Raw genomic sequence first — 26,667 nt, 5'->3', positions numbered from 1 at the left:
CTAATAATCAGTGGGGGATGAACAAAACCCCCACTGATTAAAGTTTCACTTTATTTCATGCTTTTTTGAAAGGGTGTTTTAAATGGAAAAAAAAGTATCTGCCATTCCTCAGCCGAAAACATATGGACCGCTGGGTAATCTCCCATTAATCGATAAAGATAAACCGACTCTATCGTTTATTAAGCTGGCGGAAGAGTATGGTCCCATTTTTCGAATTCAAACTTTAAGTGATACCATAATTGTCGTTTCCGGACATGAACTGGTAGCAGAAGTCTGTGACGAAACGCGGTTCGATAAAAGTATAGAGGGTGCTTTAGCAAAGGTTCGTGCCTTTGCTGGAGACGGATTATTTACAAGTGAGACTCACGAGCCTAACTGGAAAAAAGCTCATAATATTTTGATGCCTACATTCAGCCAACGGGCAATGAAAGATTACCATGCCATGATGGTCGATATTGCCGTACAACTCGTTCAGAAATGGGCAAGACTTAATCTGAATGAAAATGTGGATGTTCCGGAGGATATGACTCGACTTACATTAGATACAATTGGTCTATGTGGTTTTAATTACCGATTCAATAGCTTTTATCGTGAGACATCTCATCCTTTTATCACTAGCATGACCCGTGCTCTAGATGAGGCTATGCACCAATTGCAGCGACTGGATATAGAAGACAAACTCATGTGGAGAACGAAACGTCAATTTCAGCATGATATTCAATCCATGTTTTCTTTAGTAGATAATATTATTGCTGAACGTAAAAGTAATGGAAATCAAGATGAAAATGATTTACTTTCCTGTATGTTAAATGTGCAGGATCCGGAAACTGGGGAAAAATTAGATGATGAAAATATTCGTTTCCAAATTATTACCTTTTTAATAGCTGGGCATGAGACAACAAGTGGGTTGTTATCTTTTGCAATCTATTTTTTATTAAAGAATCCAGATAAATTGAAAAAAGCCTATGAAGAAGTAGATCGGGTTTTAACAGATCCCACTCCAACATACCAACAAGTTATGAAACTTAAGTATATACGGATGATTTTAAATGAATCGCTACGTCTATGGCCTACTGCTCCAGCCTTCAGTCTCTATGCAAAAGAAGATACAGTAATTGGTGAGAAATACCCAATTAAGAAAGGAGAAGATCGTATTTCTGTTCTTATTCCACAGCTACATAGGGATAAAGATGCATGGGGAGACAATGTGGAAGAATTCCAACCTGAACGATTTGAAGAGCTGGATAAGGTGCCTCATCATGCTTATAAGCCATTTGGAAATGGCCAGAGAGCATGTATCGGTATGCAGTTTGCACTTCATGAAGCCACTCTTGTAATGGGAATGCTTCTTCAACATTTTGAATTAATCGATTATCAAAACTATCAGTTGGACGTAAAACAAACATTAACGCTAAAGCCCGGTGATTTTAAGATTAGGATTGTACCCCGAGAACAAACTATTAGCCATCCTACTGTTCTTGCACCTATAGAGGAAAAGCTGAAAACCCATGAAATTAAGCAGCACGTTCAGAAGACATCTTCTATTATTGGGGCCGATAATCTTTCGCTTCTTGTTCTGTATGGTTCGGATACAGGTGTAGCAGAAGGTATTGCAAGAGAACTAGCGGATACAGCTAGTTTAGAAGGGGTTCAAACGGAAGTAGTAGCTCTTAACGATCGAATTGGAAGTTTGCCGAAAGAGGGAGCGGTTCTTATTGTAACTTCTTCTTATAATGGAAAACCGCCAAGTAATGCAGGACAGTTTGTGCAGTGGTTGGAGGAACTAAAACCGGATGAGCTAAAAGGTGTTCAATACGCAGTTTTTGGTTGTGGAGATCATAATTGGGCTAGTACCTATCAACGGATTCCAAGATACATTGATGAGCAGATGGCTCAAAAAGGAGCAACAAGATTTTCTAAACGCGGAGAAGCGGATGCAAGTGGTGATTTCGAGGAACAGCTCGAGCAATGGAAACAAAGCATGTGGTTTGATGCGATGAAGGCATTTGGATTGGAACTCAACAAAAATATGGAAAAAGAACGCAGTACTTTGAGTCTACAGTTTGTCAGTCGTCTTGGAGGATCTCCTCTTGCACGAACATATGAAGCAGTTTATGCATCTATACTAGAAAATCGTGAACTCCAATCATCCAGCAGTGATAGAAGTACGCGACATATCGAGGTATCCTTGCCAGAAGGTGCTACGTATCAAGAAGGAGACCATCTTGGAGTGCTGCCAATTAATAGCGAGAAAAATATCAACCGAATTTTAAAACGCTTTGGATTAAATGGGAAGGATCAAGTCATACTGAGTGCAAGTGGACGAAGTATAAATCACATACCTTTAGACAGTCCTGTTAGTTTATTGGACCTTCTTAGTTATAGTGTCGAAGTTCAAGAAGCAGCCACTCGAGCACAAATACGAGAAATGGTAACATTCACAGCATGCCCTCCTCATAAAAAAGAATTGGAATCATTATTAGAAGAAGGAGTTTATCATGAACAAATATTAAAGAAACGTATTTCAATGTTGGATCTTCTTGAAAAGTATGAGGCTTGTGAAATCCGATTTGAACGCTTTTTAGAACTTCTTCCTGCGCTCAAACCGCGTTACTATTCTATTTCAAGCTCTCCACTCGTTGCACAGAATCGTCTGAGCATTACGGTCGGTGTTGTTAATGCGCCTGCATGGAGTGGGGAAGGGACATATGAAGGAGTCGCTTCTAATTACTTAGCTCGGCGTAATAATAAAGATGAGATTATTTGTTTCATTCGAACGCCACAATCAAACTTTCAATTACCTGAAAATCCAGAAACCCCAATTATCATGGTTGGGCCAGGTACTGGCATTGCACCATTCCGTGGGTTCTTGCAAGCGCGTCGTGTTCAAAAGCAAAAAGGTATTAAATTAGGACAAGCGCATCTATATTTTGGTTGTCGTCATCCTGAAAAAGATTATCTCTATCGTACAGAACTAGAAAATGATGAAAGAGATGGATTAATCTCTTTACATACAGCTTTTTCCCGTCTAGAGGGACATCCAAAAACATATGTACAGCATTTAATAAAACAAGATAGAATCAATTTAATTTCATTATTAGATAATGGAGCTCATCTTTATATATGTGGTGATGGAAGTAAAATGGCTCCGGATGTAGAAGATACCCTTTGTCAAGCATATCAAGAAATTCATGAAGTCAGTGAACAAGAAGCAAGAAATTGGTTGGATCGTTTGCAAAGTGAAGGACGATATGGAAAAGATGTTTGGGCTGGTATCTGAGTTTGTCTTAATTATATACGTAGTAACTAATGAACTTCTTTCGAATAAGTGAATAACTCATTTATAAAAATCCTGTATTTATTATTGAATACGGGATTTTCTTATTTTTAATAAGCTGGACTGATACTGTAGAAAAAGAAAAAATCTCATATGAAACCAAAGCTATATAATCTTTGCTTGAAGGGCAAGGTGTTAACTAATTTCTTGACGGAATTTAAAATAAACCTTTGCACACTGGCTGAACAGTTTTAAGCACAGTGTCAAATCGTTGGGGGATTTATCAAATTAGGGATACCTTCTATAACGTATGGGATGAATTTTGCCTTAGAATAGATAAATAATTTGACAATTAAAATGACCTCCTTTAATATACATGTCATAGCATGTATTTAGTGAAACAAACAAATTTATCGTGAATGATTGGCTCGTATGCTATATCCATTTTATATTTTAATTTATAGAGGTGATACATGAACTTACATGATTTAATAGGCTATCTTGTCCATCGTACTGATGTGAAAATGTCCAATTATTTTACGAAGAGGTTAAAGCCTTATGGAGTTACCCCAGAGCAGTGGGGTATTATTAGTGTTCTTAGCAGCCAAAGGGGCACTACCCAAAGAGAATTAGCAGAAGCTATTGATAAAGATCAAACTACAGTCGTAAGAATGATACAGTCAATGGAGAGAAAAGAGATTGTAAAGAAGACTTTGAATGAACAAGATAGGCGTTCACATAACCTTTTTTTAACTGAAAAAGGTGACGAGTTAAAAAAAGCAATCTTGCCTGTGGTTCAAGACGCTCACAATTTTGTTACGAGTAATTTGAGTGAGGAAGAAATCGAACAATTAAAAACATTATTAAACAAATTATATGGTACACGCTATTAATACTTGTTCCTTATTGATGCTATTTATAAGGAACAAGCTTTGTTATATATGTGCTATAGCATATAATTTTTTTTTCGAAGGAGGATAGGGAGAGTTGTATTTTGTATGATATGGATTCAGAATCATTTTCATATCTAATATCACTCAATTTTTGTCTTATACATGCTATAGCATGCAGTTTTATCTGTTTCCTATTGAAAAGGGTAATGGCAACTACCTGAACGATACTGAGTTTTTATCAAATAATAAGAAAGATGTGATTACTATTTTAATTTTAATTAATGTTATAAAAGCTGTGTTATTTGTGTTCTTTTTAATGACAGGAACGAAAATTATATCCGGGAAAATGGCAGATGAGTTTAAAAGATTTGGTTTACCTTCTTTCTTTAATTTCTTAACTGGAGCTTTTGAGATTGTAGGAGCGATTGGAATGTTGATAGGTATTTGGATCCCGGTAGCAGCCTTAGTAGCAGGATTCTTGTTAGGTGGTACGATGCTTGCGGCGGCACTTACTCTTATTGTATTAGCAAGAGATCCTTTTAAGAAAGCAATACCTGCGCTTGTCTTGTTCGTCCTCAGTTTAGGGGTAAGTTTATATCATATTTTTTAAACATAACTAAAAACCGTTACACGCTATACGTTTAAGTTGAAATCATTTTGTAATTATTTTATAAATAGGGGATGTGAAAACATATGAATGAATTATTATTATTTAAGTTCTTAGCGTTTTTTTCTATATTAACGACAAGTATTGTTGCTGGAATTGTTTTTGCATACTCTAATTCAGTCATGCCTGGTCTTCGTAATGCGGATGATCGTACCTTCGTTCTTTCCGTTAGACATTTTACTTCATCAGTGGCCAATCCGATGTTTCTTTTTATTTCAAACGGTGCTCTTATAGCACAGGTTGGTTTTGTTGTATTATCCGTTTACTTACAGCAATTTGATACAGTCGTTTTAGGCGCAATCGCATTGATCAGTTATGTCGCCACGCTACTGATCACCTTCACAGGAAACCTCCCGATGAATAGAGTAATCATCTCGGCGGAACTACCTGTAAGAGATTCTGGCTGGGCTGAACTTAGAGTCCGATTTGAATCACGTTGGACATTGCTGAATCACTTGCGTACCTTAACGTGTATGTTAAGTGTGTCGGCATTATTAGTAGCGTTGCTTATTCATTAGTATAGTGTATTTAGATAAATAGTGATTAACCGGACTATTTTAGTATCTACTAAATAAAAAACAGGACCTGATATTCATCTGTCAGGTCCTGTTTCATATAGATGATATTTTCCACACATTATCAATGTCTGTAATGTAGTTAGCCTTGTGGGTCAGCTATAAAATCAGATATTATTTTTTCGATATCGAAAGGAGTAATCCCTTTATCCAAAGAAAAAATGCTTTCTGCTTCCTTGATGTCTTGAACGAGTTCACCTCTAGCTTCAATATGTAATCGGAACAAGTCATATAAATTCGGTTTAACTAAATTAGTTAAAGCCTTTCCAACTAGTATCATACCTTTTTGATTAGCCTCGATGGTATTATCATAAGTTAGATCTCTTGTAAGAGACAAATCTGTCCAAATCAATTTTCGTTCCTTTAAGTCTAAAATAACTGGAATAGAGATTTGGGTGTCGGCAGTAATATCCACTTTATCTTGAACAGTAGAAGGTTCAAATATTTCACCTGAACCAGGATATTGACGAACCATCCAACCAGTAAAGCATTCTGGTAAATCTTTATACGGTTGGTCTGTGTAAGAAAGCAAAGTCATGACCACATAGCGTCCACCATATTTCAGCACAGACGGAATATCGAAATCAATGAATTCAGATGCCCCTTTTGGTGCAGAAGTAATATCTCCGCTATGGTAGGCCTTGAAATTTTTTGAACGTAAGTTTGTGAAGGAGACATGTTCTTTGTATTGCCAATCTTCGTCGTACATTGCAGCAGACAAATCAATGTCAACGCGTCCTGTATGTTGTCCATTCACATAGCCTTCTTTCCACCATAGGAAAAAACGAATTGTATCTCCTTCTGGTAAATCTACTTTACTTCCTCGAGATAATGTGCGAAGCGCTTTGCTGGCTGAACGTTGAGAGAAGGGAACTAAGTGATTTTTTAACTGTTCATCCAAAAATACTTTTCCGAGACTTGGAAGTTCTGCGAAGCGCTTTTTTAAAGTATCTTCACACATTTTTACAATCATTAAACAAATATCCTCTGAGATAAATGGAAGTGTATTTTCAATACCTATAGCTTTTGCTACATTTCCCTTTGGAAAAAAGGTACGAAATTCATTTTTATCATTTCGATGCTTAAAATGAGCCGTGAGTTGAAGTAATACAGGAGTAGAAACGTTTCCTATTATACTTAGAAACTCTTCGAGAATATTGAAAACATCTGTTGACTTATCACTACATAAACGGATTAAATGATCCAAGCGTCTGGCAAATTCCCCCGGGCGAGTTTTTAAAAGATTTTTCGCTGTCATGATATCACGATTCAACAAAGCTGCTTCTATTTTTCCATTAAATGTTTCAACTTTAATGTTGTTGCGAAGAATCTCAAACGCTCGGTGGGTTTTTGGGAAACGAGTATGATATTCTGCTGGATGAAGAATTTCACCTAAACGAATCCAACGTTTTTTGTATCGAAGCATATCTTCGGTACTGTTTCCGCATTGCTCTAACAAGCCTAAAAGGAAGCGTCTTTCTGTTCGGTTAAACTTCTTGAATCGAACAGAGGTTGCTAAACTCACATCGCCTTCAGATAAAGCAACTGCAAGGCGAAGAACATCAGTTGCTGTTTTAAAATACTTTGCAGCAGCATCGGCTGATATTTTTCTGTTTATTAATAAAACCCCAATTATAAAAGACATATTTTCCTTATGAGGAATTACATTAGGTAGAAAACAGGAAACATCTTCAGTATGTGTAATAGCCCATTCTACATCTGTCTTATCAGTTGAGGAAATAGAGCTGTTTGCACTAATCAATTGAGAAATCATTTGAGTGAAATCTTCTTCACCTCCTAAGTCAATAACTTTCAAATCAACTCTATCTAAAAGAGGAAGTCGTTCTTCTACTTTTGATACAGGTAGGCGTAACGTCACATAATGAATAACGGCATTGATGTATAAATCAGCGTCACTTAAATCCATCATTTGTTGCGGAAAGTTTGGATACATAGGAGTAAACTGAATATGTGCACCAACCATTTCTTTTAAATGTTTTACTAACTCTTTGTAAAACGATGTGAATGCATCAACCGAAAGTGTTTGCAACTCTTCTATTAAAGGCTCGGAGAAAGTAAATCCTAAACTTTCCAAGTTTTTTAAAACAGTGGCTAAATAAATGTTCGGTAGTTTATTTTCTTCTCTTTTTATAATTACTTTCAAACTTCTTCTTATGTAAATAGAATTTTTCATGAGAACGCCAGCTCTTCACTCCTTATAAAAGAGGGGAATAGTCTGACTGTCCTCCTTTCAGTGGTAGATTTTTATTTTTACATGCATAAACACACTAATTGTAGAGAAATGCACAGAGGGTACATAGCTATTTTTTAGTGAAAAATTAGAGGTATAACATTTAGTTGTTAAGTGGTAATTTGTTAATTAAGAAAAGAAAACCTCTACATCAATGGTTGATAAACTAGAGTTTATTCAATCCCAAAGAAGAAAGAGGTTTTATAGTCTAATTATTTTTCATAGGAAATTGACAACTCTAAAATAATTTGAAATTTCTACAAAGAAGGAAGAATTGTCATAGCCTATGTGTTTAACAGGAAAGTAACATCCCTATTTCGCCAAAGAAGTTAGAAGGAAGGAACGTCATAGCCTGTTTTACTAGTATATTCTCTTGCGAAAAGCAATTCAAGTATACTGTCTGATTTTTTATATTTTTCTTAAAGGGGAATTTTCATGTTTATCCCGCATTAACGGGTAGCCCGATTGGTGAGGGGGATTAAAGTTTCACTTTATAAATAGGGAGACCATCCCATGCCCTTTTTATAATACTATTACGAGAGGATTTTTATTTTTGATATATTATACCATTTATTTAATGGTATAATATGGTATGTATTCTGTGGAATGGAGTTGAATGAGTATTATAAATACAAAAGGTGAAATTAAAAAAACAAAAAGAAAAGTATTACTAACTATACTTACTATGTTAGTAATTATAATTGGATTTGGATATTGGAAACTTTTTAGTTTGCAAGGTGTTCCAAAAGGGGAATTAATTCGAACAGTGAAATCTCCAGATGGAAAATATCTCATCAAGACTTATTTTCATAATGCAGGATCATTAAGTGCGGATGCTGTTAGGGGTGAATTAGTTAACCTTGATACAGATTCAGAGAAAAATATATATTGGAATTATCCAGATACCGATCCATATATTGAATGGGTAAATAAGAATATTGTTAGAATTGGAGATCAAACTTTAGATGTTTCGCAGAAAGAAACCTATGATTGGCGTGATGATGATAAGCACGTTAAAGAAATGCCTAAACAGTTTATTAGATAAAACAAGAAAATTTAAATGTATTTAATCTTATTCGTTTAACTATAGATAGTATTATATGAGTGAAAAAGTCCATTTAAATCTTCTAAATGGACTTTTTTAGGTTTCTAGATACGACTACTGATAAAAATGGAACAAACTTGTTACTTAGGTTGTCTATTAAGTATACGTATAAAACAGGTGTTCATGATAGTTCAATCATTTTATGAAAAGTGAGATGCAAGAAGAGTGATATCCGATACACTCTTTAATTGTATCGGTATGTATAACACCTAGAAAAACCATATATTCTTGAAAGAGGTTGAAAATGTATGATAGTCTTAAACAAGTTTTTTAACATTTTACATTACAAAAAGATGGTACCTGTAGTATTTCTTTCATGTGCAACGCTTATAGGCTGTTCCGATAGTAATACTCAATCTGAATCACCTAAACAAACGAAACAAACAAATCAAATCAAACAAGAAACTACTAGTAATGATTCTTTTGCTAAACTTGAAAAAGAATTTGATGCTAAACTCGGTATTTATGCATTGGACACTGATACGAATCAAACCGTTACGTATCAATCAGATAAACGGTTTGCATACGCATCTACCCACAAAGCTTTAGCTGTGGGAGTACTTTTACAAAAGAAATCAATAGAAGATCTAAATCAAAGAGTTTTGTATACTCGTGAAGATCTTGTTAATTACAATCCAATTACAGAAAAGTATGTTGATAGAGGTATGACTCTGAAAGAGCTTGCAGATGCTTCCCTTCGATATAGTGATAATACTGCACAAAATCTTATTCTTAAACAATTAGGTGGACCTAGTGAATTCAAAAAATCACTGAGAGAAATAGGAGATACCGTTACAAATCCTGAACGTTTTGAACCAGAATTAAACGAAGTGCATCCAGGAGACGTACATGATACTAGTACCCCAAAGGCATTAGCTACTAGTCTTCAGGCTTTCACGCTAGGAGATGTACTTTCAACTGAGAAACGGGATTTATTAATAGATTGGATGAAAAGGAATACTACGGGAGACAACTTAATTCGTGCTGGAGTTCCAGGAGGATGGGAAGTAGCTGATAAGACGGGCTCGGGATCTTATGGAACTAGAAATGATATCGCAATTATTTGGCCACCAAATAAAAAGCCAATTGTTCTTGCGATACTTTCTAATCATGATAAAGAGGATGCTAAATACGATGATAAGCTTATTGCAGAAGCAACCAAAATAACGTTAGATGCCTTAAAAACTACAAATAAATAATAATAGTAATTAGTTATTGAAATTTTCCTGTTTTTCCGTCACAATACTGTGACGGTCTTTTTATGTATTTTACAAAGAATCGTCTTAAGTAAAGAAAAAAGATAGAAACCATCTCTATTAAGTTTATTAACTAAGTAACAACAAATATATGCTTTATTGTATACTTATTGCATTTAATGTGGAGGAATAAAATGGAGTCAAAAATTCTTATTGTTGATGATGATAAAGAGATTAGAAATCTAATCTCTGTATATCTGGAAAATGAAGGTCTAAAAACTCAAAAGGCAGAAGATGCTATACAAGCTTTACAACTGTTAGAAGAAAAGGAATTTGATTTGATTATTTTAGATATTATGATGCCGAATATGGATGGCATTGAAGCATGTATGAAAATTAGGGAAGATCGCAATATGCCTATCATTATGCTATCTGCAAAATCTGAGGATATAGACAAAATTCAGGGCCTAGCTTCTGGTGCAGACGATTATTTATCAAAACCGTTTAACCCACTAGAATTAATCGCTAGGGTAAAATCCCAATTAAGAAGGTTTAAAAAATACAATACGTCCATAGAACATAATAAAAGCATTCTAGAAATTGGTGACTTAACCGTAAATACAGATACTCGTCAAGTATGGGTAAGGGGAAAAGAAACAAGGTTAACTCCAAAAGAGTTTGCTATTCTCGAACTACTTGCCCGCAACAAAGGGATTGTCCTGAGTGTAGCAAAAATATATGAAGCAGTTTGGAAAGAAGTTTTTTATAAATCAGATAATACCGTCATGGTGCATATTACAAAAATAAGAGACAAAATTGAAGAAGATTCTAAACATCCCATTTATATTAAAACTGTTTGGGGAATTGGGTATAAAATATGAAGAATGTTAGTTTCAGAAATAAGATTATTATAAAACTTCTTGGTGCTGTTGCAATTAGTTTTTTTATTTCATTTGGTTTAACAATTCTCATTGTGCAATACGTCATAGATCCATTTTTTATAAAACACGAAGATTTTGGCATGTTTGAAGTGAGACTCGCAATGTTGTTCTTATTTACGTTCGCAATCTTAAACTTTATAGTAATCTTTTTGCTATTGGTTCGAAAGAAAATAGTATATTTGAAGCTCATTTCGGAAAATGTGAATGATATTGCAAATGGAAAACTGGGTTTAACAATTGGGATTAAGGGGAAGGACGAATTGACCCAACTTGCTCAAAATATCAACTATATGTCCAAGGAATTGGAGAATACATTTGAACAAGAAAGACAATTAGAACGTACAAAAAATGAACTTATCACCAATGTATCTCATGATTTACGCACACCTTTAACATCTATTATTGGCTATATAGATTTATTAAAAAGAGGGCAATACAACAGTAACATACAATTACAGGAATACCTTGAAACCACTTATTTAAAATCAAAGAGATTGAAATATTTAATTGATGAGTTGTTTGAATATACTCGTTTATCAGGCATAGATGCTAAGTTAAATCTTAATGAAGTTGATTTATCGGGTTTGTTGGAGCAAATAGTTGGAGAATACATTCCTATATTTGAAAAGGAAAGCTTAATCGTTCAAAAATCAATCACGCAAGAAACAATACCTATCTTCATAGATGTAGAAAAAATGGTACGTGTTTATGAAAATCTTTTTATGAATGCGATAAAGTACAGCATGAAACCATCCGAATTATCTATATGTCTTGAACTAATAGGTAACAAGGCAATGTTGAAAGTGTCAAATAAAGTCGAGAAACCGCCTGTTAGCGATCCAAATAAATTGTTTGAAAGGTTTTTTAGGGGGGACAAGGCAAGAAAAGATGACCAGGGAAATGGACTGGGGCTTGCTATTTCAAAAAGAATTGTTGAACTTCATCATGGTAATATACATGCAGAATATAAAGATGGTTGGATGTCTTTTATTGTTGAACATCCAATTAGATAGAAAGCTTATGGAACTACAGGTTCCATGAGCTTTTTTTAAAACTTAAGAAATCTTAAGGATTTTACGGGGTGTTTCCTAATTTTCATAGTTTATCATGGGTGTATTCAAAGTGATGAGGTGAGCAAAGAAGATAAAAGGAAAGATTTCATTGTAGCTTATTGTAATGAAATAAAAAAATGTAGGAGGATATAAATGATAAAGCCAGTTGTAGATGTAAAAAACATTCAAAAATTGTACGGTAAAAAAGGTGAGAATCAATCACGCGCATTAAAAGGTGTATCATTCTCAATTCAAGAGGGAGAGTTTGTTGGTATTATGGGGCCTTCTGGTTCTGGTAAAACAACATTATTAAATGTAATTTCAACGTTAGATAAAGCGACAGGCGGCGTTGTTGAAATTGCAGGAACGGATATTACGAGGATGAAGCAGGGTGAACTTTCTGATTTTCGTTCACAAAAGTTAGGATTCATTTTCCAAGACTTTAACTTATTGGAGAATTTATCTATCTATGAAAATATCGCACTCCCACTTTCACTTCAAGGTGTTTCATCTCGTAATATTGGAAAGAAAGTAGAAAAAGTAGCTGATATGTTAGGCATTACAGCGATACTTCAAAAATATCCTTCTGAAGTATCTGGTGGACAAAAGCAACGTTCCGCAGCAGCACGTGCGTTAGTTCATGAACCAGCAATTATTTTGGGAGATGAGCCGACTGGAGCTCTAGATTCTAAAAATGCAACGAGTTTACTTAATGCCATGACAAGCTTAAATAAAGAGCAAGGTGTATCCATTATGATGGTTACGCATGATCCTTACAGCGCAAGTTACTGTCAACGTATTTTATTCATTCAAGATGGTGAGTTATATAAAGAAATTCATCGCGGTAGTACCCGTGAAGAATTCTATAAAGAAATTTTAGATGTGCTTGCAAACTTAGGCACACAAAAAGCGTAAGGAAGGAAGTTCAATCATGTTATTTAAGCTTTCTATGTCAGGCCTAAAAAGTAAGTTGCAAGATTACATTGTTTTACTTGTTGGTCTTATTGTCTCTATTTCAACTTTTTATATGTTTCAAACGCTAGCATCCAATAAAACGTTCCTTGAATCTAACTCTTCTATTAGGGATATTGTGGCTGTCTTTAAAATTGGTTCCGTTTTGTTAGCGATTATCACATTTTTCTATATTTTATATGCAAACTCTTTCTTATCAGCTCTTCGTCAAAAAGAATTTGGTATGTATATGATGTTAGGAGCAAAAAAGCATAAAGTTACCTTACTTATGTTCATTGAAACAATCATATTAGGTGCCACCTCTCTTTTGATTGGAATTACAATTGGTGTAGGACTTGCAGAAGGTATCGGTCAGCTATTAATGAAACAACTCGAGTTTACTGGCGAAGGTTATAAAGCATTTTATCTGCCATCTATAGCTATTACTTGCATCTTTTTCTTTGCACTCTTTGTATTATCTGCAATTATGAATAGTATTAAATTATCTCGTATTTCTGTACTGCAACTTGTACATGCTGATGAACAAACAGAACGTGTTGCCATAAAAGGAAAAATGACAGTTGTAGTTGCATTCCTTGGTATTCTTTTATTGGGTATTGGTTATGCATCACTTATTTATATATCATATGCAAATTCGCTAATTGTTTTGGGATTAATGGCTGTTGGATTAATCTCAGCAACTGTTGGTACTTACCTTATATTTGGATCACTTCTTCCAGTTATGATTAACAAGCTAAAGAGTAATAAAAAACGTAGTGAAAAAGGCCTCAATGCTTTTACTTTTGCACAATTAAATTTCCGCATTAATAGTCTAACAAATGTGCTTGCAACAGTAGCAATTTTAGTGGCTCTTGGTGCTGGTGGAATTGCTTGTGGTATGGCATTTAAAAACAACATCCTAAAAATTACAGATCAAATACAAATTTACGATTCAGTCATTCATAATCCAACAGTGGAAGAAAAGACAATTTTGGGTAGTATCTTATTTCAAGAAAAACTTGAATATCATTACAAAGTTGATGATAGATATGTTTATTATCTTAAAGAAGATGTAGAGAAAAATCGCCCTTTCTTGCAAGGTATGAAAATAGAGAAAGCTTCAGAGGAAATACCAATTGGTGCATTTTCAATAAAACGGGCTGAAGGAGAGACAGACACAAAACAATGGATTCAGGTTTTCAGAACGATCCAGCCCAATTATTTATATCCTGATTATGAAATAAAAATTGTAGATTATAACATATACAATGGATTGAAGGGGAAAGAAAGTATTGTGTTTATGGGGAAAACAGATGATTTTGGATCATACATAAAAGAATGGAAAAAACTTGATGAATTACAGATAGCAAAATATAAAAATGTGAAAGCGGAAGAATTGGGTAGTAAGTATCAAACATATATTATGAGTCATGATTTTGCCAGCGGACTAATGTTTATGGGTTTCTTCGTTGGAATTGCATTTTTAGCAATGATGGCAAGCTGCTTAATGTTTAAAGTTCTGTCGGGAGCATCAAAAGATGTAACACGTTATCAAATGCTTCATAAAATTGGTGTTCGCCGAGAGTTATTAACAAAATCGATTTATAAAGAGTTATTCTTCATATTCTTATTCCCAGCAATTGTAGGGATTACTCATATATTAGTTGGTATGAACATGTTTAGCCCTCTTGTAATCGCTCCGTACTCTCGCATTTGGTTACCACTTGTTATTTTTGTAGTAATTTACTCGATGTATTACTGGATTACTGTTCAATTATTTAAAGGAATTGTACTCCCTAAAAAAGATTAATGTAATGATGTTGTTTATCCCGCATTAACGGGCAGCACGATTGGTGAGGGCTCATAATCAGTGGGGGATGAACAAACCCCACTGATTAAAGTTTCACTTTATCTTCTACTGTACCTTGTAACTACATTTTACCTTGCTGTAGAGAAACAAAAAAACATTTTTCTTATTCAATAATTCCAATTTCTAGAGCCTTTTGAACAGCTTCTTCTTTGTTACGGACTCCCAGCTTTGTATAAGCTGTGGAAGCATAATTTCTGACCGTACCATTCGATAAATATAACCTTGATGCTATGGTAGTGTATCGAAGTCCCTTTGCTACTAGCTGCAATATTTCTATCTCCCTAGCTGTTAGCTCATAAGCGGTTGCTTTTGATTGTGGTGTCTCTTTTTGCTCATCAAATTTCTCAAATATTTTGTGAGACATTCCTTGATCAATCAGTGTCCCACCTTTGTGAATAAGTCGGATCGTATTAGCTAGCTCCAATGTTTCAATAGATTTGAGTAAAAAACCATCCGCACCGTTGCGAAGCGATTCCAACGCCTGTTCGGTATCCTGAAAAGTGGTAAAAATCAATATGCGGATATGTGGCCATTGTTGCTTAATCTTTTTGGTTGCCTCGACTCCATCCATGTGTTGCATATCTAAATCCATAAGTATAACATGAGGCTGAAGGCGCCCACACAAATCGATGGCTTCATTGCCATCCTCGGCCAAACCGACTACATTTAAATCTTCATATCTATCGAGTAGTGTCCTCAAACTTTCCCGAACAAACGGCTGGTCGTCTACAATTAACAAACGAATAAGTCCATCTTTTATTTCAGTTTGTCGCGGTATGGTACATGTAACAAGCATTCCTTCATCTGGCTTTGTATATACAGACAATTGACCTTGCAAATTCATTGCTCGTTCTTTCATTGCATTCAGACCGAAGCCTTCCTGCCATTCTACATTTCCTTTTCCATTATCTTGAACTTCTAATCTCGTATATTGTTGTTCAAACTGCAATGAAACTATAATTTCAGTTCCTTGACCATGACGTACTGCATTCGTAAGGGACTCTTGTAAGCAACGAATGAACGCTATCTTCGCTTGCCGAGACATTTCATATTCCTCTCCGTATGCCCGAAAACTTACATTAACCTGAGCGTGCTCCTGAAATTCGGCTCCAAGATTTTGGAGAGATTGAATTAAGGAAGGCGATTGGCAAGGAGACTCCATTTGATGTAGGTAACCTCTCACGTCCTCGATGCTTTTACGTCCCATTTCAAGCAGAGAATCTAGCCTCTGTATACCCATTTCAGTAGCAAGTTCGGTGCGCAACGTTTCCATCCCCATAATAATAGATGTATAAGCGTGACCAACTGTATCATGAAGCTCACTCGACAGTCTGTTTCGTTCTTCCGCCAGTGTAATGCGTTCAATCTGAGACATATATTGCTCAAGTACCGCGTTTTGTTTACGAATTGATTCATTTTGTTTATGATTGACGATTAATAAATGAAAAGCGAAGCCCATTACATATGCGAATCCATAATAGGTGACCATAACCCAATAGCTATTACTTGGCGCAACTGTATAGAAAATTCCATTTGTTACAAAAACTGTTATTGGAGCTGTCCAATAATAGGACAAATGCTTACTATTCGCAGCAATTAGAAACACTGATATAAGAAATGTGTTGTAAGCCCCTGGAAATAATGAGGTTAAATATATACATAGTCCACCATACAGCAGTATTTCTGTGAACAAATAATATTTATAATTGAATAGTAAGGCTACCCATGGAACAGAGAAGGCAATAATTTCCCAAAGAATAATAATCCAAAGTGGTAATGTTAAACCATCCTGAAAATTTAATGTAGCTAGAATGATAGACACACTAGCAAGTAGGCGTACCCCTAACATAATCCAATCATACCAAAACCAATACTTAACCATATCTAACAAGTCCTTTACCCCCTAAATAGCCTACCATTTTACTTCCTATATTATAATTTAATCCTTCCTGCCTTATTATACTTTTTAATTTAAAACTACGATACTACTCACAGACTGCAAACTTCTATTGATTTAGTTGCCGAATCATACTACGTGTATAGCCCCCAATTTTCTTTGTCAAACCATCGACTATTCTAATACTTATGGCGGTAAATACTATACCCATAAACATTACAAAGAGTGACTTGGCAAAAGTATCTATTTGTATAAATATAATATTCATATCGATGTATCGATACAGTAGTGGTGCCAACAGGAACATAAGTGGCATTACATAAAAAATGATTGCACTAATGAGACTGAAAATGCCAATCGCAAATTTCTGCATTAACCAATAGACAGCACACCAAGTGCGACGATCTGTAAGCACTAATTTCACCTGAGACCAGTTCGATGTATCCATTGTTATACTTCTATCGTAAGAGTCTGTTGAAATATCTGTATAAATTTTCGTCTGTATGCGCTCGAATTGGATAAAGGGTGTGGTAGTCTGTAGTACGCGTATAACTAGTGGAATCCCAACAACAGTAAATGAAAGGGTTAAACTAAATAGCAGAGCTATTAGATAAAAACAAAAATAAAACAATCCTGTAACGAAAGTTAGCAATAAAAAATAACCATTCTGGATGAATCTTGATTTCATAAAGTTCATCGCTCCTATCTATGTAATAACCGCATCATACTGCTTTTTTTGTCATTCTCACTAGTGTAAAAGTGTCATATGACAGTTCTAAATGATGTTAAAAAGGGGAGAGCAGCTTACTTCTGGTTAAAAAAGATGCTTTTATTAATCCACCACAAAACAATCCCGTTCTTACATCTGCAAGAACGGGATTGTTTTGTACTTTTATTTAATATGAGATGGACTTGTTTTTCGAATATGAAAAATAATATCAAATTGCTCAAACAATGAAGTATCAAAATACACCGAACTGTTCGGGAGGATTTGTCCCCCTATACTTAGTAATGGTCTTTTTGCTTTAACCCATTTTTCTGCTTGTCCTTTAAGGTGACGGTTATCCAATAAAAACATTTTATATGGCACTTTTCCGAGAGTATAATTGAAACTTTTTACATCTTGTGGAATAGTGTCGGTTGTAATCTTACCTCCAGTGGAAGGATCATATTCGCTGTATAAGGTAAAATTCCCCTCCGTAGTTGTACTACCAATTGTGACATAATTATTGTCTAAACGTTCCTTCAAAAACTGCCCCGCAACATAAGGGTATAATTTCTCATCGATAATTCCTTTAGCTATATGAATATTGTGTGCCCATACCATCGTTTTACCACCAAATGTCTCTTGTGCCCACATCGCATGATCGGCCAAGTATTGCTCATGTAGCTTTATCATACTTGGATAGTCGTTAGGAAGTAGCATTGTGGTAAATTTCTCTATTGCACTTGCCGTTGCTTTCGCCCAGATGTACTCGGATGGAATTATTTCTATGTTGGCTTGCTCATTCTCATCTTTTAGTAATCGGGCTACTCTCTCAGCGTTTGCTTTAAACTTCTCTTTCCTTTCAGGAGCAAGTTTCATATATTCCTGTATACTTCCAGTAAAAGAAGACAATTCTTTATAATTTTCTTCTACTTCTGCCAGCAAATCTGGTCGATGCACTCTTACATAATCAATTACTTTATTAAAGCTATCTTGGTCTAACGTTTTTAAGTCGAGCCCAATAAATTGGATCTTTTTTTTATTGGATGGATCAGCATTATAATCTTTCATCCACTCAATCATGGCTATAATTTCATCAGTAGGATATAACAATTTTAAAAATTCCCTAGGGTTTCCTTTTCCTGTTTGGATATATTCATTTAGTTTTAAGCCGTTTCCCCAATCTTCTTCCATTGCAAAATTCGTAAAACCCATCTCAGTAACCAAATATTTCACAAGGCGAAACTTCATAGTAAAAATTTCAGAGCTTCCATGAGTATTCTCTCCTAATCCTACATATTGCGCGCTCCCAATCATTTTCTTAAGTGGTCTTAGATCTTCAAATGGTTTTGACGGCTCTATCGTTTTTAATGGGTTAGCCTGTGATTGTATGGATTTAACTATATTTTTTTGGACTGATTGACCTGAATTTTCGACTGCTACAGTTTGAGCGTTTCCTACTTCCACACATCCTGTGACTAATAAAGCTGTACTAACCATTGCAATCATTCTTTTCTTATTCATTTTTGCCCACCTCAATTGAATTATTTTCAAAAGCAAGATTGATTCATGTAGTTGCACGAATCAATTGCCTTAATTCAATTGTTATTTATTCCATATCATATTTTCTAGTTACATATTGTCATAAGATTAATTGACACAAGTCATAGGTTAATCATTACACTTTTGTACTATCGGCTATGACAGTTTATAAATAATAATTAAATTGTTGAATCGCAAGTAAGACTAGATTATGAATTTGGGAGGGATTTTAAAGCTGAATGAATCTGTATGTCAAAATATTTTTATTCTAAGTTGTAGCTGTTGAAATGACAGGAAGTAAATTTGATAAACAAATGAATAAAAGGGGAAGGGCGGATTACAATGTTATTACACGGAGAAGCATTCCACAATAAAGATAAAATCCAACGTGCTAAAATAGGACTTCAACTCTTTCTAAGTATCTTAACCATTACTTCTATTATCCTAAATGTACTAGTAATGATTACTAAAAGTATGCCACTTATTGTGGTATATATGTTTATCCCAGCATTTTCTTCTATTTTGACTCGCATAATATTGAAAGAAGGGTTTAAAGATGTATCTTTTAGTCTCGGTAACTTAAAGATATGGAAGGGGATTGGTTTTGCGCTGCTAATACCTATGATTATTTGTGGAATTACTTATTCTATCGCCTGGTTGAGCGGAATTGCGAGGTTTCAGCCCCCGCAAGGTGGTATGCTAGAACCTATTTATCATATACTTGGATTTCAGTATCTACCGATACCATTAAGTTTCATTTTTATAGTAGTATTGAGCGGAGTTTTAGGTAGCTTGCTTAACTTAATTCCAGTTATGGGAGAAGAAATGGGTTGGCGAGGTTATATGCTTACAAGACTAATCGATGCAGAGTTTTCACGCCCAATCCTTATTAGCGGATTGATTTGGGCAACGTGGCATGTTCCAATTGTTATTGCTGGTCTATATGTAGAGGGAGCATCTGCCCTACTTTCAGTACTTGGCATCTATTTTTGTATTGTGCCATTCAGTTATATTACAGCTTATTTACGACTTATCACAGGTAGCGTTTGGCCTTCGGTTATCATTCATACTACTTGGAATGCCATTATTCAAGGACCTTTCGCACGTGCAAGTACAGGAGATCAAACTGAGATTTGGATTGGAGAATCTGGTTTGATAACCGCTATTATTATCTTGGCTACTGCAATAATTATGACTCGAATCGTAAATTTTACTAAATAGCATACAGATGTGTTTTAAATTCAATTAGTGAAATATGACGAGGTGAAATAAGATGCTCCTAAAAATATTAGAAAAAATCTAGTTGAACAGACTCTTATTTCATCTTAGGCTGCTGGATATGTGGGGGACATCAAGCTAAGAAAATAAACTTGGTTGCCATAAAAAACATAATGTTTTCATTTAAAGGCTATGAGATGAAATTTCATCATCTTCATCAAGTTTGACCTTCAGGAAATAAAAAGTTAAACGATTATACAAATACTCTAACTGAAAAAATGATAGTCCTTTTATCAAAAATGTAGAAGGACTATCGTTTATTTTTTTGACAAAATTAGGGGGTGATGTTCATAAAAATGGATAATATAATTCGTATTTTACGTAAAGAGAAAAATTTCCCCCTAGAATATTAAGCTAAATCTCTTGGTGTGACGGTTGATTTAAGTTTCACTTTATGACTTGTAAAGGGCTATTCAATGCATCGTACTATTAAAAAATCTAAATTTAATTATTAAATTGCGATAAAATGTGGTCGGAAATAATGAAATTTTAGGAAAAATAAGGTACACTAGTCTATGATTTTAGTTGAAAATCGTTTGACGTTAATGCATACGGGGGAAAGATTGATGAACAACAATACAACAAATGAATCAGTTGAAGAAATTGATCAAAAACGAGTAAGATCAAAAAAACGTTATACAAATTGGAAGTTTATCGCAGTGGGTATTGGTGTAATTGCACTTCTTATTGGGGGAATGAGTTATTATCAGGCAACTCACTTCAATTCGAATGTTACAATTAATGACACAAAAGTTGGTGGTCTGAGCGCTGATCAGGCGATACAGAAATTAAAGACATCTGGACTAGCAAACAAAGTCTATGTTGATCAACAACAAATTTTAGATGAAAAAGATACAAAAACGGAACTTACGGAAAAAGATTTGCCTCAAGTTAAGAAACTATTAAAAAGTCAGTGGACATTTTTCCCTTCCTCAAAGGGAGAAAATTATTCATTACTACCAGAGAAGGCAGATCAGTATCGTAGTGAAACGATGAAAAAACTTGTAGAAGAAACGCTCATCTCTATGAATGAAAAATTAAAAGCGCCTCAAGATGCTATGGCGAAGTTAGAACAAGGGAAAATTGTTATTTCGAAAAGTGTTGAAGGAAAACAGTATGACGTTACTAGTCTACTGAAAGATTACGATAAGCAAAAATATAAAAGCGAAATTCATCTGAAGTCTGCATACATAAAACCTATTAAAGAAGACGATCCGATTGTCAAAAAAGAGGAGAAAGCACTACAGAATCTTCTTGGGCAGTCTGTTGAGTATAAAGTGCAGGATGAAGTTTATCCTTTAAAAGCGAAAGATTTAATTCAAAATGCCTCTATGTCAAAGGATATGAAAGTTACAATTGATGCGAGTGACATTAAGAAGAAAATTACTGAAATTAATAATGCCAAATCAACATTAAATAAAGATTTCTCATTTAAAACGCATTCCGGTTCAGTCATATCAGTAAAAGGGCAAGGCTACGGCTGGGCACTAGATGTTGAAAAAGAAACTAAACAAGTTCAACAAGCCTTTGAGAAAGGCGAAAAGTCGCTTTCTGCTTCTAATATTCACGGAAATGGTTGGGAGAAGGAAGGTATCGGTTATAAAACAACATCGAATAATGGCATCGGAGACACGTATGCGGAAGTTTCAATTGCAGAGCAACAAATTTGGATTTACAAAGATGGGAAATTAGTCGTTACAACAAATGTAGTAACGGGTAAACATAGCACGGGTGAAGATACATCACCAGGTGTTTGGTACGTTCTATACAAACGAACACCATATACGCTAAGAGGTAGCGCAGTAGGGAAAGCTGATTATGCGGTTAAAGTAGATTACTGGGTTCCATTCACAAATAGCGGTCAAGGATTCCACGATGCCGGCTGGCGAAAAGACTGGGCAAATAATGCATATTTAACAGGTGGATCAGGCGGGTGTGTGAACCTTCTTCCTAATGTTGCAAAAACTGTATATGATAGTTTGAACACGTATGATCCAGTAATTGTGTACTAAAAAATAGCTACGTATCTAGAAATAAACAAAGTAGGAAATCTTACCTGATGTTATATGAAAAAACACCTCTTGCATTCGCATACTAAGTGTGCAAATGTAATGGAGGTGTTTTTGTTTGAATATAAAAGTGTATTGCTTATAAGAAACAAAGTAGAAAGAGATTAAGAATAAGTATTCAAATAGTCAATAAAATTGACAATGAATATCATTTTCACTTAATATAGAATCGTCGCATTTAATTAGACATGAATTTTTTTTTAATATAATAGATTTCTATTAAGTTTTCACATTTAAGAACTATCATTAAATATTTTAAGAATTTAAACGTAGGAAAGGGTAATATAAAATGAACTGGAAAAAAGGCGGGTTATGGGTTATTATTTTTTTCGTTGTAAAAGGCACGATTTCTACACTTTTAATCGTTACAGGTGCTAAATATTTTGATTTATCATTTATGCAACTTATCTTATTAATTCTGACCTTATTAGTGATTTCTCTAATAAGTCGAAAGTTACTGTATAGACATAAACAAAACAAAAAGCAAAAAGAGCTAAATATATAATGAAGCCCCAGAGACCGTTGGATTTCTGGGGTTTTATTTTGATAGTTTTTTCGCATGTATATTAATTTAACAGAATAGGTTGTCCAAAATGATAAAATCGATGATGTTTAAAATGCGTCAGTTATTTTTACATAAGGATTGAAGAGAGCCTTCGAATCAATCTTTATTCTGAAGCGACAGACACGTATAAATTATGCTCTTTTTTCAATTGGTAGTTTAAATGTAAAAGTACTGCCTTCTCCTAATTTACTTTCAACTGTAATTTCTCCTCCATGTAGTTCGACAATCCATTTTACCATCGACAATCCTAAACCTGTGTTTCCGATGTTTGAAGATGTGCGTGCTGCGTCAACTCGATAGAAGCGGTCCCATATTTTAGTAATATGTTGCTCGCTGATGCCGATGCCATTATCGGAGACTTTACCTATTATGTTGGTTTCATCACGGAATAGTTGCATATGCACAGTTCCGCTCGCTTTACTATAAGCAATCGCATTCGTTAGTAAATTCATTAATAAGCGCATCATCAATGTTTGATCTGCTTTAATAAACAGGTCTTCCTCTATATGAGTTGTTATATCAATCGAAGCTTCTTGAACCATTAATGAAAGTTCTTCTACAACGATTTCCGTTAATTCACTCATATTGATACATTCAAATTGGAAAGTATTATGGTTTCCTTGGTCAGCTCGTGCTAATAATAAGAGTTGTGAGATTAGAGCGGACATTTTATGTGATTGCTTTAAAATTACTTCTAACGATTCTTCCATTTCTTTCGGGTTGGTCCTCTGCGATAAAGCGTATTCGCATTGTGAAATAATAACAGATGTTGGTGTTCTTAATTCATGAGATGCGTCAGATGTAAATTGTTTTTCACTTTCAAATGATGTCTCCAATCGCTCAAACATTTTGTCAAAGGTTTGTGCTAAATGATACATTTCGTCTTTCGGTGAACCTTGTAAATTAATTCTCTTCGAAAGGTCTTTACCATCACCAATTTTACTGGCTGAATCACTCATTTGTTGCACAGGTCGAAACGCCCTTTGCGTGATAAAATATCCTCCGAATGCCGCAATAAGAATAAGTAATGGGAATGAGATGATTGTTACCACGATAAGTGTATTCATCGTTGAAGATAATTGGTTCATAGTCATTATTCCACGAACCCAGACTTGCTCATCGCCGCCTGCATTATGGAGAAAATCATATACTATCCATTCTTTATTACCGTCTTTAATGGTTTGTATTTCATCGGATTTAAGCGATATCTTTTTATTAAAGCTTGTTGGACTATGTCCTACCAACAGCTCACCTTGTTTACTATAAATGCTTATATTTACTCCATCTTCTAAGGTTTCAAAATCATCGTCAATCTTTAACTGCCCATGCTTATATTCGATATCTTCCATGCTTTCTTTTACTGTGCTCTTTAATTGATCTTTCATATTAAAAAGCAAAACTTTATCTGAAGAAGTTAAAATAAAGGCTAACACGAGTGCCATAATAATTACAATTAGCCCCGTATACCACAGGGTTACTTTCATTTTTATTGATAGTCTTTTCATGATTCTACTCGCAATACGTAACCAGTTCCTCGTACTGTATGAATTAACTTCGTTTCAAACTGGCTATCAATTTTTTTGCGAAGATAGCGGACGTAAACATCAATAATATTTGAGCCACCTTCATAGTCGTAATTCCACACATGTTGCTCAATTTTATCTCGTGTCAGCACAACTTCTTTATTACGAATCATATATTCTAAAATAGCAAATTCTTTACTGGAAAGAGTGATAACTTGGTCTCCTCTTGTTACTTTATGCATATTGCAATCTACCACTAGGTCAGCGATTTCAAACACATTAGATGTATTTCCTGTTTTTCTTCGCATTAACACTCGAATTCTTGCTAACAGTTCATCAAAAGCAAACGGCTTTACTAAATAATCATCTGCACCTAAGTCGAGTCCTGTTACACGATCATCAATTGTATCTTTAGCTGTAAGAAGCAAGACAGGAGTTGCATTATTGTCCGCGCGTAATCTTTGTAATACTTGTAAACCATTTATTCCTGGAATCATAATGTCAAGGACAATCAAATCGTAGGTAGCCATGTTTATATAATCCAGGGCATCTTCTCCATTCCCACATGCATCGACACTATAATGTTCTGCATTTAATCGTTTCACCAATATATTTTGTAAGTCTTGTTCATCTTCGACAATAAGAACTCGCATTAACATTCTCCTTTTCTTCTTATTAATATGTATCACTATAATTCCAAAACATTAAAGAAAGATTAGAAACTAGTTAATTATATCATTTTATCCCGCATTAACGGGCAGTAAGACTACTCCCTCAAAATTTGGTGAATGCGAGGGAGTTAGGTAGGGATTAACTACCTGTAAAAGCCTTCACTTTATTTTTTTGTACATTAATCTTCCTTTAATGTTTGTTCAGTAATATAAAGGCAAGGATAAGGTGCACATGTAAAGGGAGGAAAACAGAATGGGAAAATGGATGCTGATTGGAGCAATGTCCTGTTTATTCTTAACAGCTTGTTCTACTCAAGCTGATAACAATACAGAAGTACAACAACTGAAAGTGGAAAATGATAAATTACAAAAAGAAGTCGCTCAACTACAACAAGAACCAAACAAAACACAAGCTGCTACAAATGATAAGAAGCAAATACAAGATTTCAAAAACGAAGTCATATCTATTGTAGAAAAGGCAAATAACACGAAACCAGTTGGAGCAAAAGAAGATAACTTAAATACGTACTTAGCAGCAAAAAAAGAAATTGATCAATTGGATAACAAGATAGATCTATCTGATAATCAGCTAGAAGCAGATTATCACGCTGGAACGATAACTGTTGAACAATATCAAACGCAAGAAAAAGAACACGATATACTGGAAGATCAATTAGAGCAAGCAGAAAATGCGCTTGAAGCAAGATTTGGAATAGAGGATTAATCATTAAGGAGTGGATGAAAATGTTAAAGCATAAAAAGAAAATAATTATAAGTGTAATTGCTATTTTAGTAAGTGGTATTGCTATTGTCGGTGGATATTATGGTATGGGTTACAATTATGCAAAAAAGAATGAAAACTACACAGAGAAACAAGTTCGTGAAATTTCTTTAGCTCATACAAATGGAGAAATTATTAATCTGAAAAAAGAATTCGAGTTAGAAGATGACAACTTAGCACAATCAAAATTTGAATATGAAGTGGAAATCAAGACACCTGATAATTTGTTAAATATTTTAAAGGTTAGTGCTAGAACAGGTACAATAGAACTCAATAATGAAGATTAAATAAATATCGCGTATTTGAAAAAACTCCTAACAAAATTTGTTGGGAGTTTTTTCATGTTTATACTTTACTATTTTGAAAGGGGAGTGCTACATCGCTATTAAACTAACAAAACAAAATAACACCTAATATGAAAAAATACGCTGTTCTTTCTGAAGAATCCTAGGAAAGGGTAACTTGATATATCATCGCTATAAAAGTATCGTTCCAATCCAAGTGTATATTTGGACGAGTTGAATTCAAACTTGATACCCTTAGATTTACAGATTGTTCTTTTCCTCAAATCGTGCAGATTTGATTACGTATAATTACATAAAAACTTGTCATCGTAACTTTGATATCTTGCTGTTACATTCCAAAATGCGTACAACAGCGTGCCTTCAAGGTTATACTGATGCTGGAGGTGATTCAAAGTGACATAAAATCGGAAAATGAGCTTTTTAATAGCTAAGAGAGCTTTAAAGATCAAGTCTTCATTTTGAAACTAAAATCGCTTTTATATTAGGCTTCGAATTTTTATCCCGCTTTAACGGGCAGTAAGACCCCCACCTCAAAATTCAGCGGAAGCAAAG

At 34.6% G+C, this 26,667-nt stretch carries 21 protein-coding genes; 15 read left to right on the top strand and 6 right to left on the bottom strand.

Going from position 1 to position 26,667, the window contains the following annotated elements:
- The first annotated feature begins 82 nt into the window (after positions 1–82).
- The 4 genes from cypD to RT27_RS19760 all read left to right on the top strand — a co-directional run bounded on the left by cypD (position 83) and on the right by RT27_RS19760 (position 5,355).
- Positions 83–3,280, top strand: coding sequence for a bifunctional P-450/NADPH--P450 reductase (gene cypD, locus RT27_RS19775; protein ID WP_043937127.1), 3,198 nt, complete (start codon positions 83–85; stop codon positions 3,278–3,280).
- 470 nt (positions 3,281–3,750) lie between these two features.
- Entirely contained in the window at positions 3,751–4,170 is a 420-nt protein-coding gene (locus tag RT27_RS19770; protein WP_043937126.1) for a MarR family winged helix-turn-helix transcriptional regulator, read from the top strand.
- Between the two features lie 259 nt (positions 4,171–4,429).
- Complete coding sequence (locus tag RT27_RS19765) at positions 4,430–4,780, top strand: DoxX family protein (RefSeq protein WP_043937129.1); 351 nt, start codon at positions 4,430–4,432, stop codon at positions 4,778–4,780.
- Between the two features lie 83 nt (positions 4,781–4,863).
- Positions 4,864–5,355: a DUF1772 domain-containing protein gene (locus tag RT27_RS19760; protein WP_016081004.1), complete on the top strand. Its 492-nt coding sequence runs from the start codon at positions 4,864–4,866 to the stop codon at positions 5,353–5,355.
- 139 nt (positions 5,356–5,494) lie between these two features.
- Here RT27_RS19760 and RT27_RS34850 read toward each other — a convergent pair whose 3' ends face one another.
- Positions 5,495–7,606, bottom strand: coding sequence for a TerD family protein (locus RT27_RS34850; protein ID WP_016081005.1), 2,112 nt, complete (start codon positions 7,604–7,606; stop codon positions 5,495–5,497).
- Positions 7,607–8,279: 673 nt separating this feature from the next.
- On the opposite strand from RT27_RS34850, the gene RT27_RS19750 reads away from it, so the two are divergent.
- The 6 genes from RT27_RS19750 to RT27_RS19725 all read left to right on the top strand — a co-directional run bounded on the left by RT27_RS19750 (position 8,280) and on the right by RT27_RS19725 (position 14,718).
- Positions 8,280–8,708, top strand: coding sequence for a DUF5412 domain-containing protein (locus RT27_RS19750; RefSeq protein ID WP_000022542.1), 429 nt, complete (start codon positions 8,280–8,282; stop codon positions 8,706–8,708).
- A gap of 308 nt (positions 8,709–9,016) precedes the next feature.
- A complete protein-coding gene (bla, locus tag RT27_RS19745; protein ID WP_043937124.1) occupies positions 9,017–9,967 on the top strand; it encodes a class A beta-lactamase in 951 nt (316 codons plus the stop codon).
- Positions 9,968–10,158: 191 nt separating this feature from the next.
- Positions 10,159–10,845, top strand: a complete 687-nt coding sequence (locus tag RT27_RS19740) for a response regulator transcription factor (RefSeq protein ID WP_016081007.1) — start codon at positions 10,159–10,161, stop codon at positions 10,843–10,845.
- Entirely contained in the window at positions 10,842–11,918 is a 1,077-nt protein-coding gene (locus RT27_RS19735) for a HAMP domain-containing sensor histidine kinase (RefSeq protein WP_043937122.1), read from the top strand. The genes RT27_RS19740 and RT27_RS19735 overlap by 4 nt, the downstream gene beginning before the upstream one ends.
- A 192-nt stretch (positions 11,919–12,110) precedes the next feature.
- Positions 12,111–12,872, top strand: coding sequence for an ABC transporter ATP-binding protein (locus tag RT27_RS19730; RefSeq protein ID WP_043937121.1), 762 nt, complete (start codon positions 12,111–12,113; stop codon positions 12,870–12,872).
- A 16-nt stretch (positions 12,873–12,888) separates the two neighbouring features.
- Positions 12,889–14,718: an ABC transporter permease gene (locus RT27_RS19725; RefSeq protein WP_043937120.1), complete on the top strand. Its 1,830-nt coding sequence runs from the start codon at positions 12,889–12,891 to the stop codon at positions 14,716–14,718.
- A gap of 163 nt (positions 14,719–14,881) precedes the next feature.
- Here RT27_RS19725 and RT27_RS19720 read toward each other — a convergent pair whose 3' ends face one another.
- From RT27_RS19720 to RT27_RS19710, 3 genes are all read right to left on the bottom strand, one after another.
- Positions 14,882–16,669 (bottom strand): hybrid sensor histidine kinase/response regulator transcription factor, encoded by a 1,788-nt coding sequence (locus tag RT27_RS19720; RefSeq protein ID WP_043937119.1) that lies wholly within the window; start codon positions 16,667–16,669, stop codon positions 14,882–14,884.
- Between the two features lie 115 nt (positions 16,670–16,784).
- On the bottom strand, positions 16,785–17,363 hold the full coding sequence (locus RT27_RS19715; protein ID WP_043937117.1) for a sensor domain-containing protein: 579 nt from the start codon (positions 17,361–17,363) through the stop codon (positions 16,785–16,787).
- A gap of 204 nt (positions 17,364–17,567) precedes the next feature.
- On the bottom strand, positions 17,568–18,905 hold the full coding sequence (locus RT27_RS19710; protein ID WP_043937116.1) for an erythromycin esterase family protein: 1,338 nt from the start codon (positions 18,903–18,905) through the stop codon (positions 17,568–17,570).
- A 360-nt stretch (positions 18,906–19,265) separates the two neighbouring features.
- On the opposite strand from RT27_RS19710, the gene RT27_RS19705 reads away from it, so the two are divergent.
- The 3 genes from RT27_RS19705 (at position 19,266) to RT27_RS19695 (ending at position 22,775) form a co-directional block, all read left to right on the top strand.
- Complete coding sequence (locus RT27_RS19705; RefSeq protein ID WP_043937114.1) at positions 19,266–20,144, top strand: CPBP family intramembrane glutamic endopeptidase; 879 nt, start codon at positions 19,266–19,268, stop codon at positions 20,142–20,144.
- A gap of 623 nt (positions 20,145–20,767) precedes the next feature.
- Positions 20,768–22,213: a L,D-transpeptidase family protein gene (locus RT27_RS19700; RefSeq protein ID WP_043315293.1), complete on the top strand. Its 1,446-nt coding sequence runs from the start codon at positions 20,768–20,770 to the stop codon at positions 22,211–22,213.
- Between the two features lie 346 nt (positions 22,214–22,559).
- Complete coding sequence (locus RT27_RS19695) at positions 22,560–22,775, top strand: hypothetical protein (protein WP_001104104.1); 216 nt, start codon at positions 22,560–22,562, stop codon at positions 22,773–22,775.
- Between the two features lie 191 nt (positions 22,776–22,966).
- Here the strand turns inward: RT27_RS19695 and RT27_RS19690 are convergent, their stop codons facing one another.
- Positions 22,967–24,340, bottom strand: a complete 1,374-nt coding sequence (locus RT27_RS19690) for a HAMP domain-containing sensor histidine kinase (protein WP_043937113.1) — start codon at positions 24,338–24,340, stop codon at positions 22,967–22,969.
- On the bottom strand, positions 24,337–25,011 hold the full coding sequence (locus RT27_RS19685) for a response regulator transcription factor (RefSeq protein WP_043937112.1): 675 nt from the start codon (positions 25,009–25,011) through the stop codon (positions 24,337–24,339). Before RT27_RS19685 ends, RT27_RS19690 begins: the two co-directional genes overlap by 4 nt.
- Positions 25,012–25,282: 271 nt before the next feature.
- On the opposite strand from RT27_RS19685, the gene RT27_RS19680 reads away from it, so the two are divergent.
- Together RT27_RS19680 and RT27_RS19675 are read left to right on the top strand one after the other, a co-directional pair.
- On the top strand, positions 25,283–25,753 hold the full coding sequence (locus tag RT27_RS19680; protein WP_043937110.1) for a lipoprotein: 471 nt from the start codon (positions 25,283–25,285) through the stop codon (positions 25,751–25,753).
- A gap of 20 nt (positions 25,754–25,773) precedes the next feature.
- Positions 25,774–26,097, top strand: coding sequence for a PepSY domain-containing protein (locus RT27_RS19675; RefSeq protein ID WP_043937109.1), 324 nt, complete (start codon positions 25,774–25,776; stop codon positions 26,095–26,097).
- Positions 26,098–26,667: the final 570 nt, after the last annotated feature.

This window comes from Bacillus sp. L_1B0_5 (assembly GCF_000836715.1).
Lineage (GTDB): Bacteria > Bacillota > Bacilli > Bacillales > Bacillaceae_G > Bacillus_A > Bacillus_A thuringiensis_S.
The sequence above is the reverse complement of the archived record's forward strand: the minus strand, read 5'-3'. Positions and strand labels throughout refer to the sequence as shown.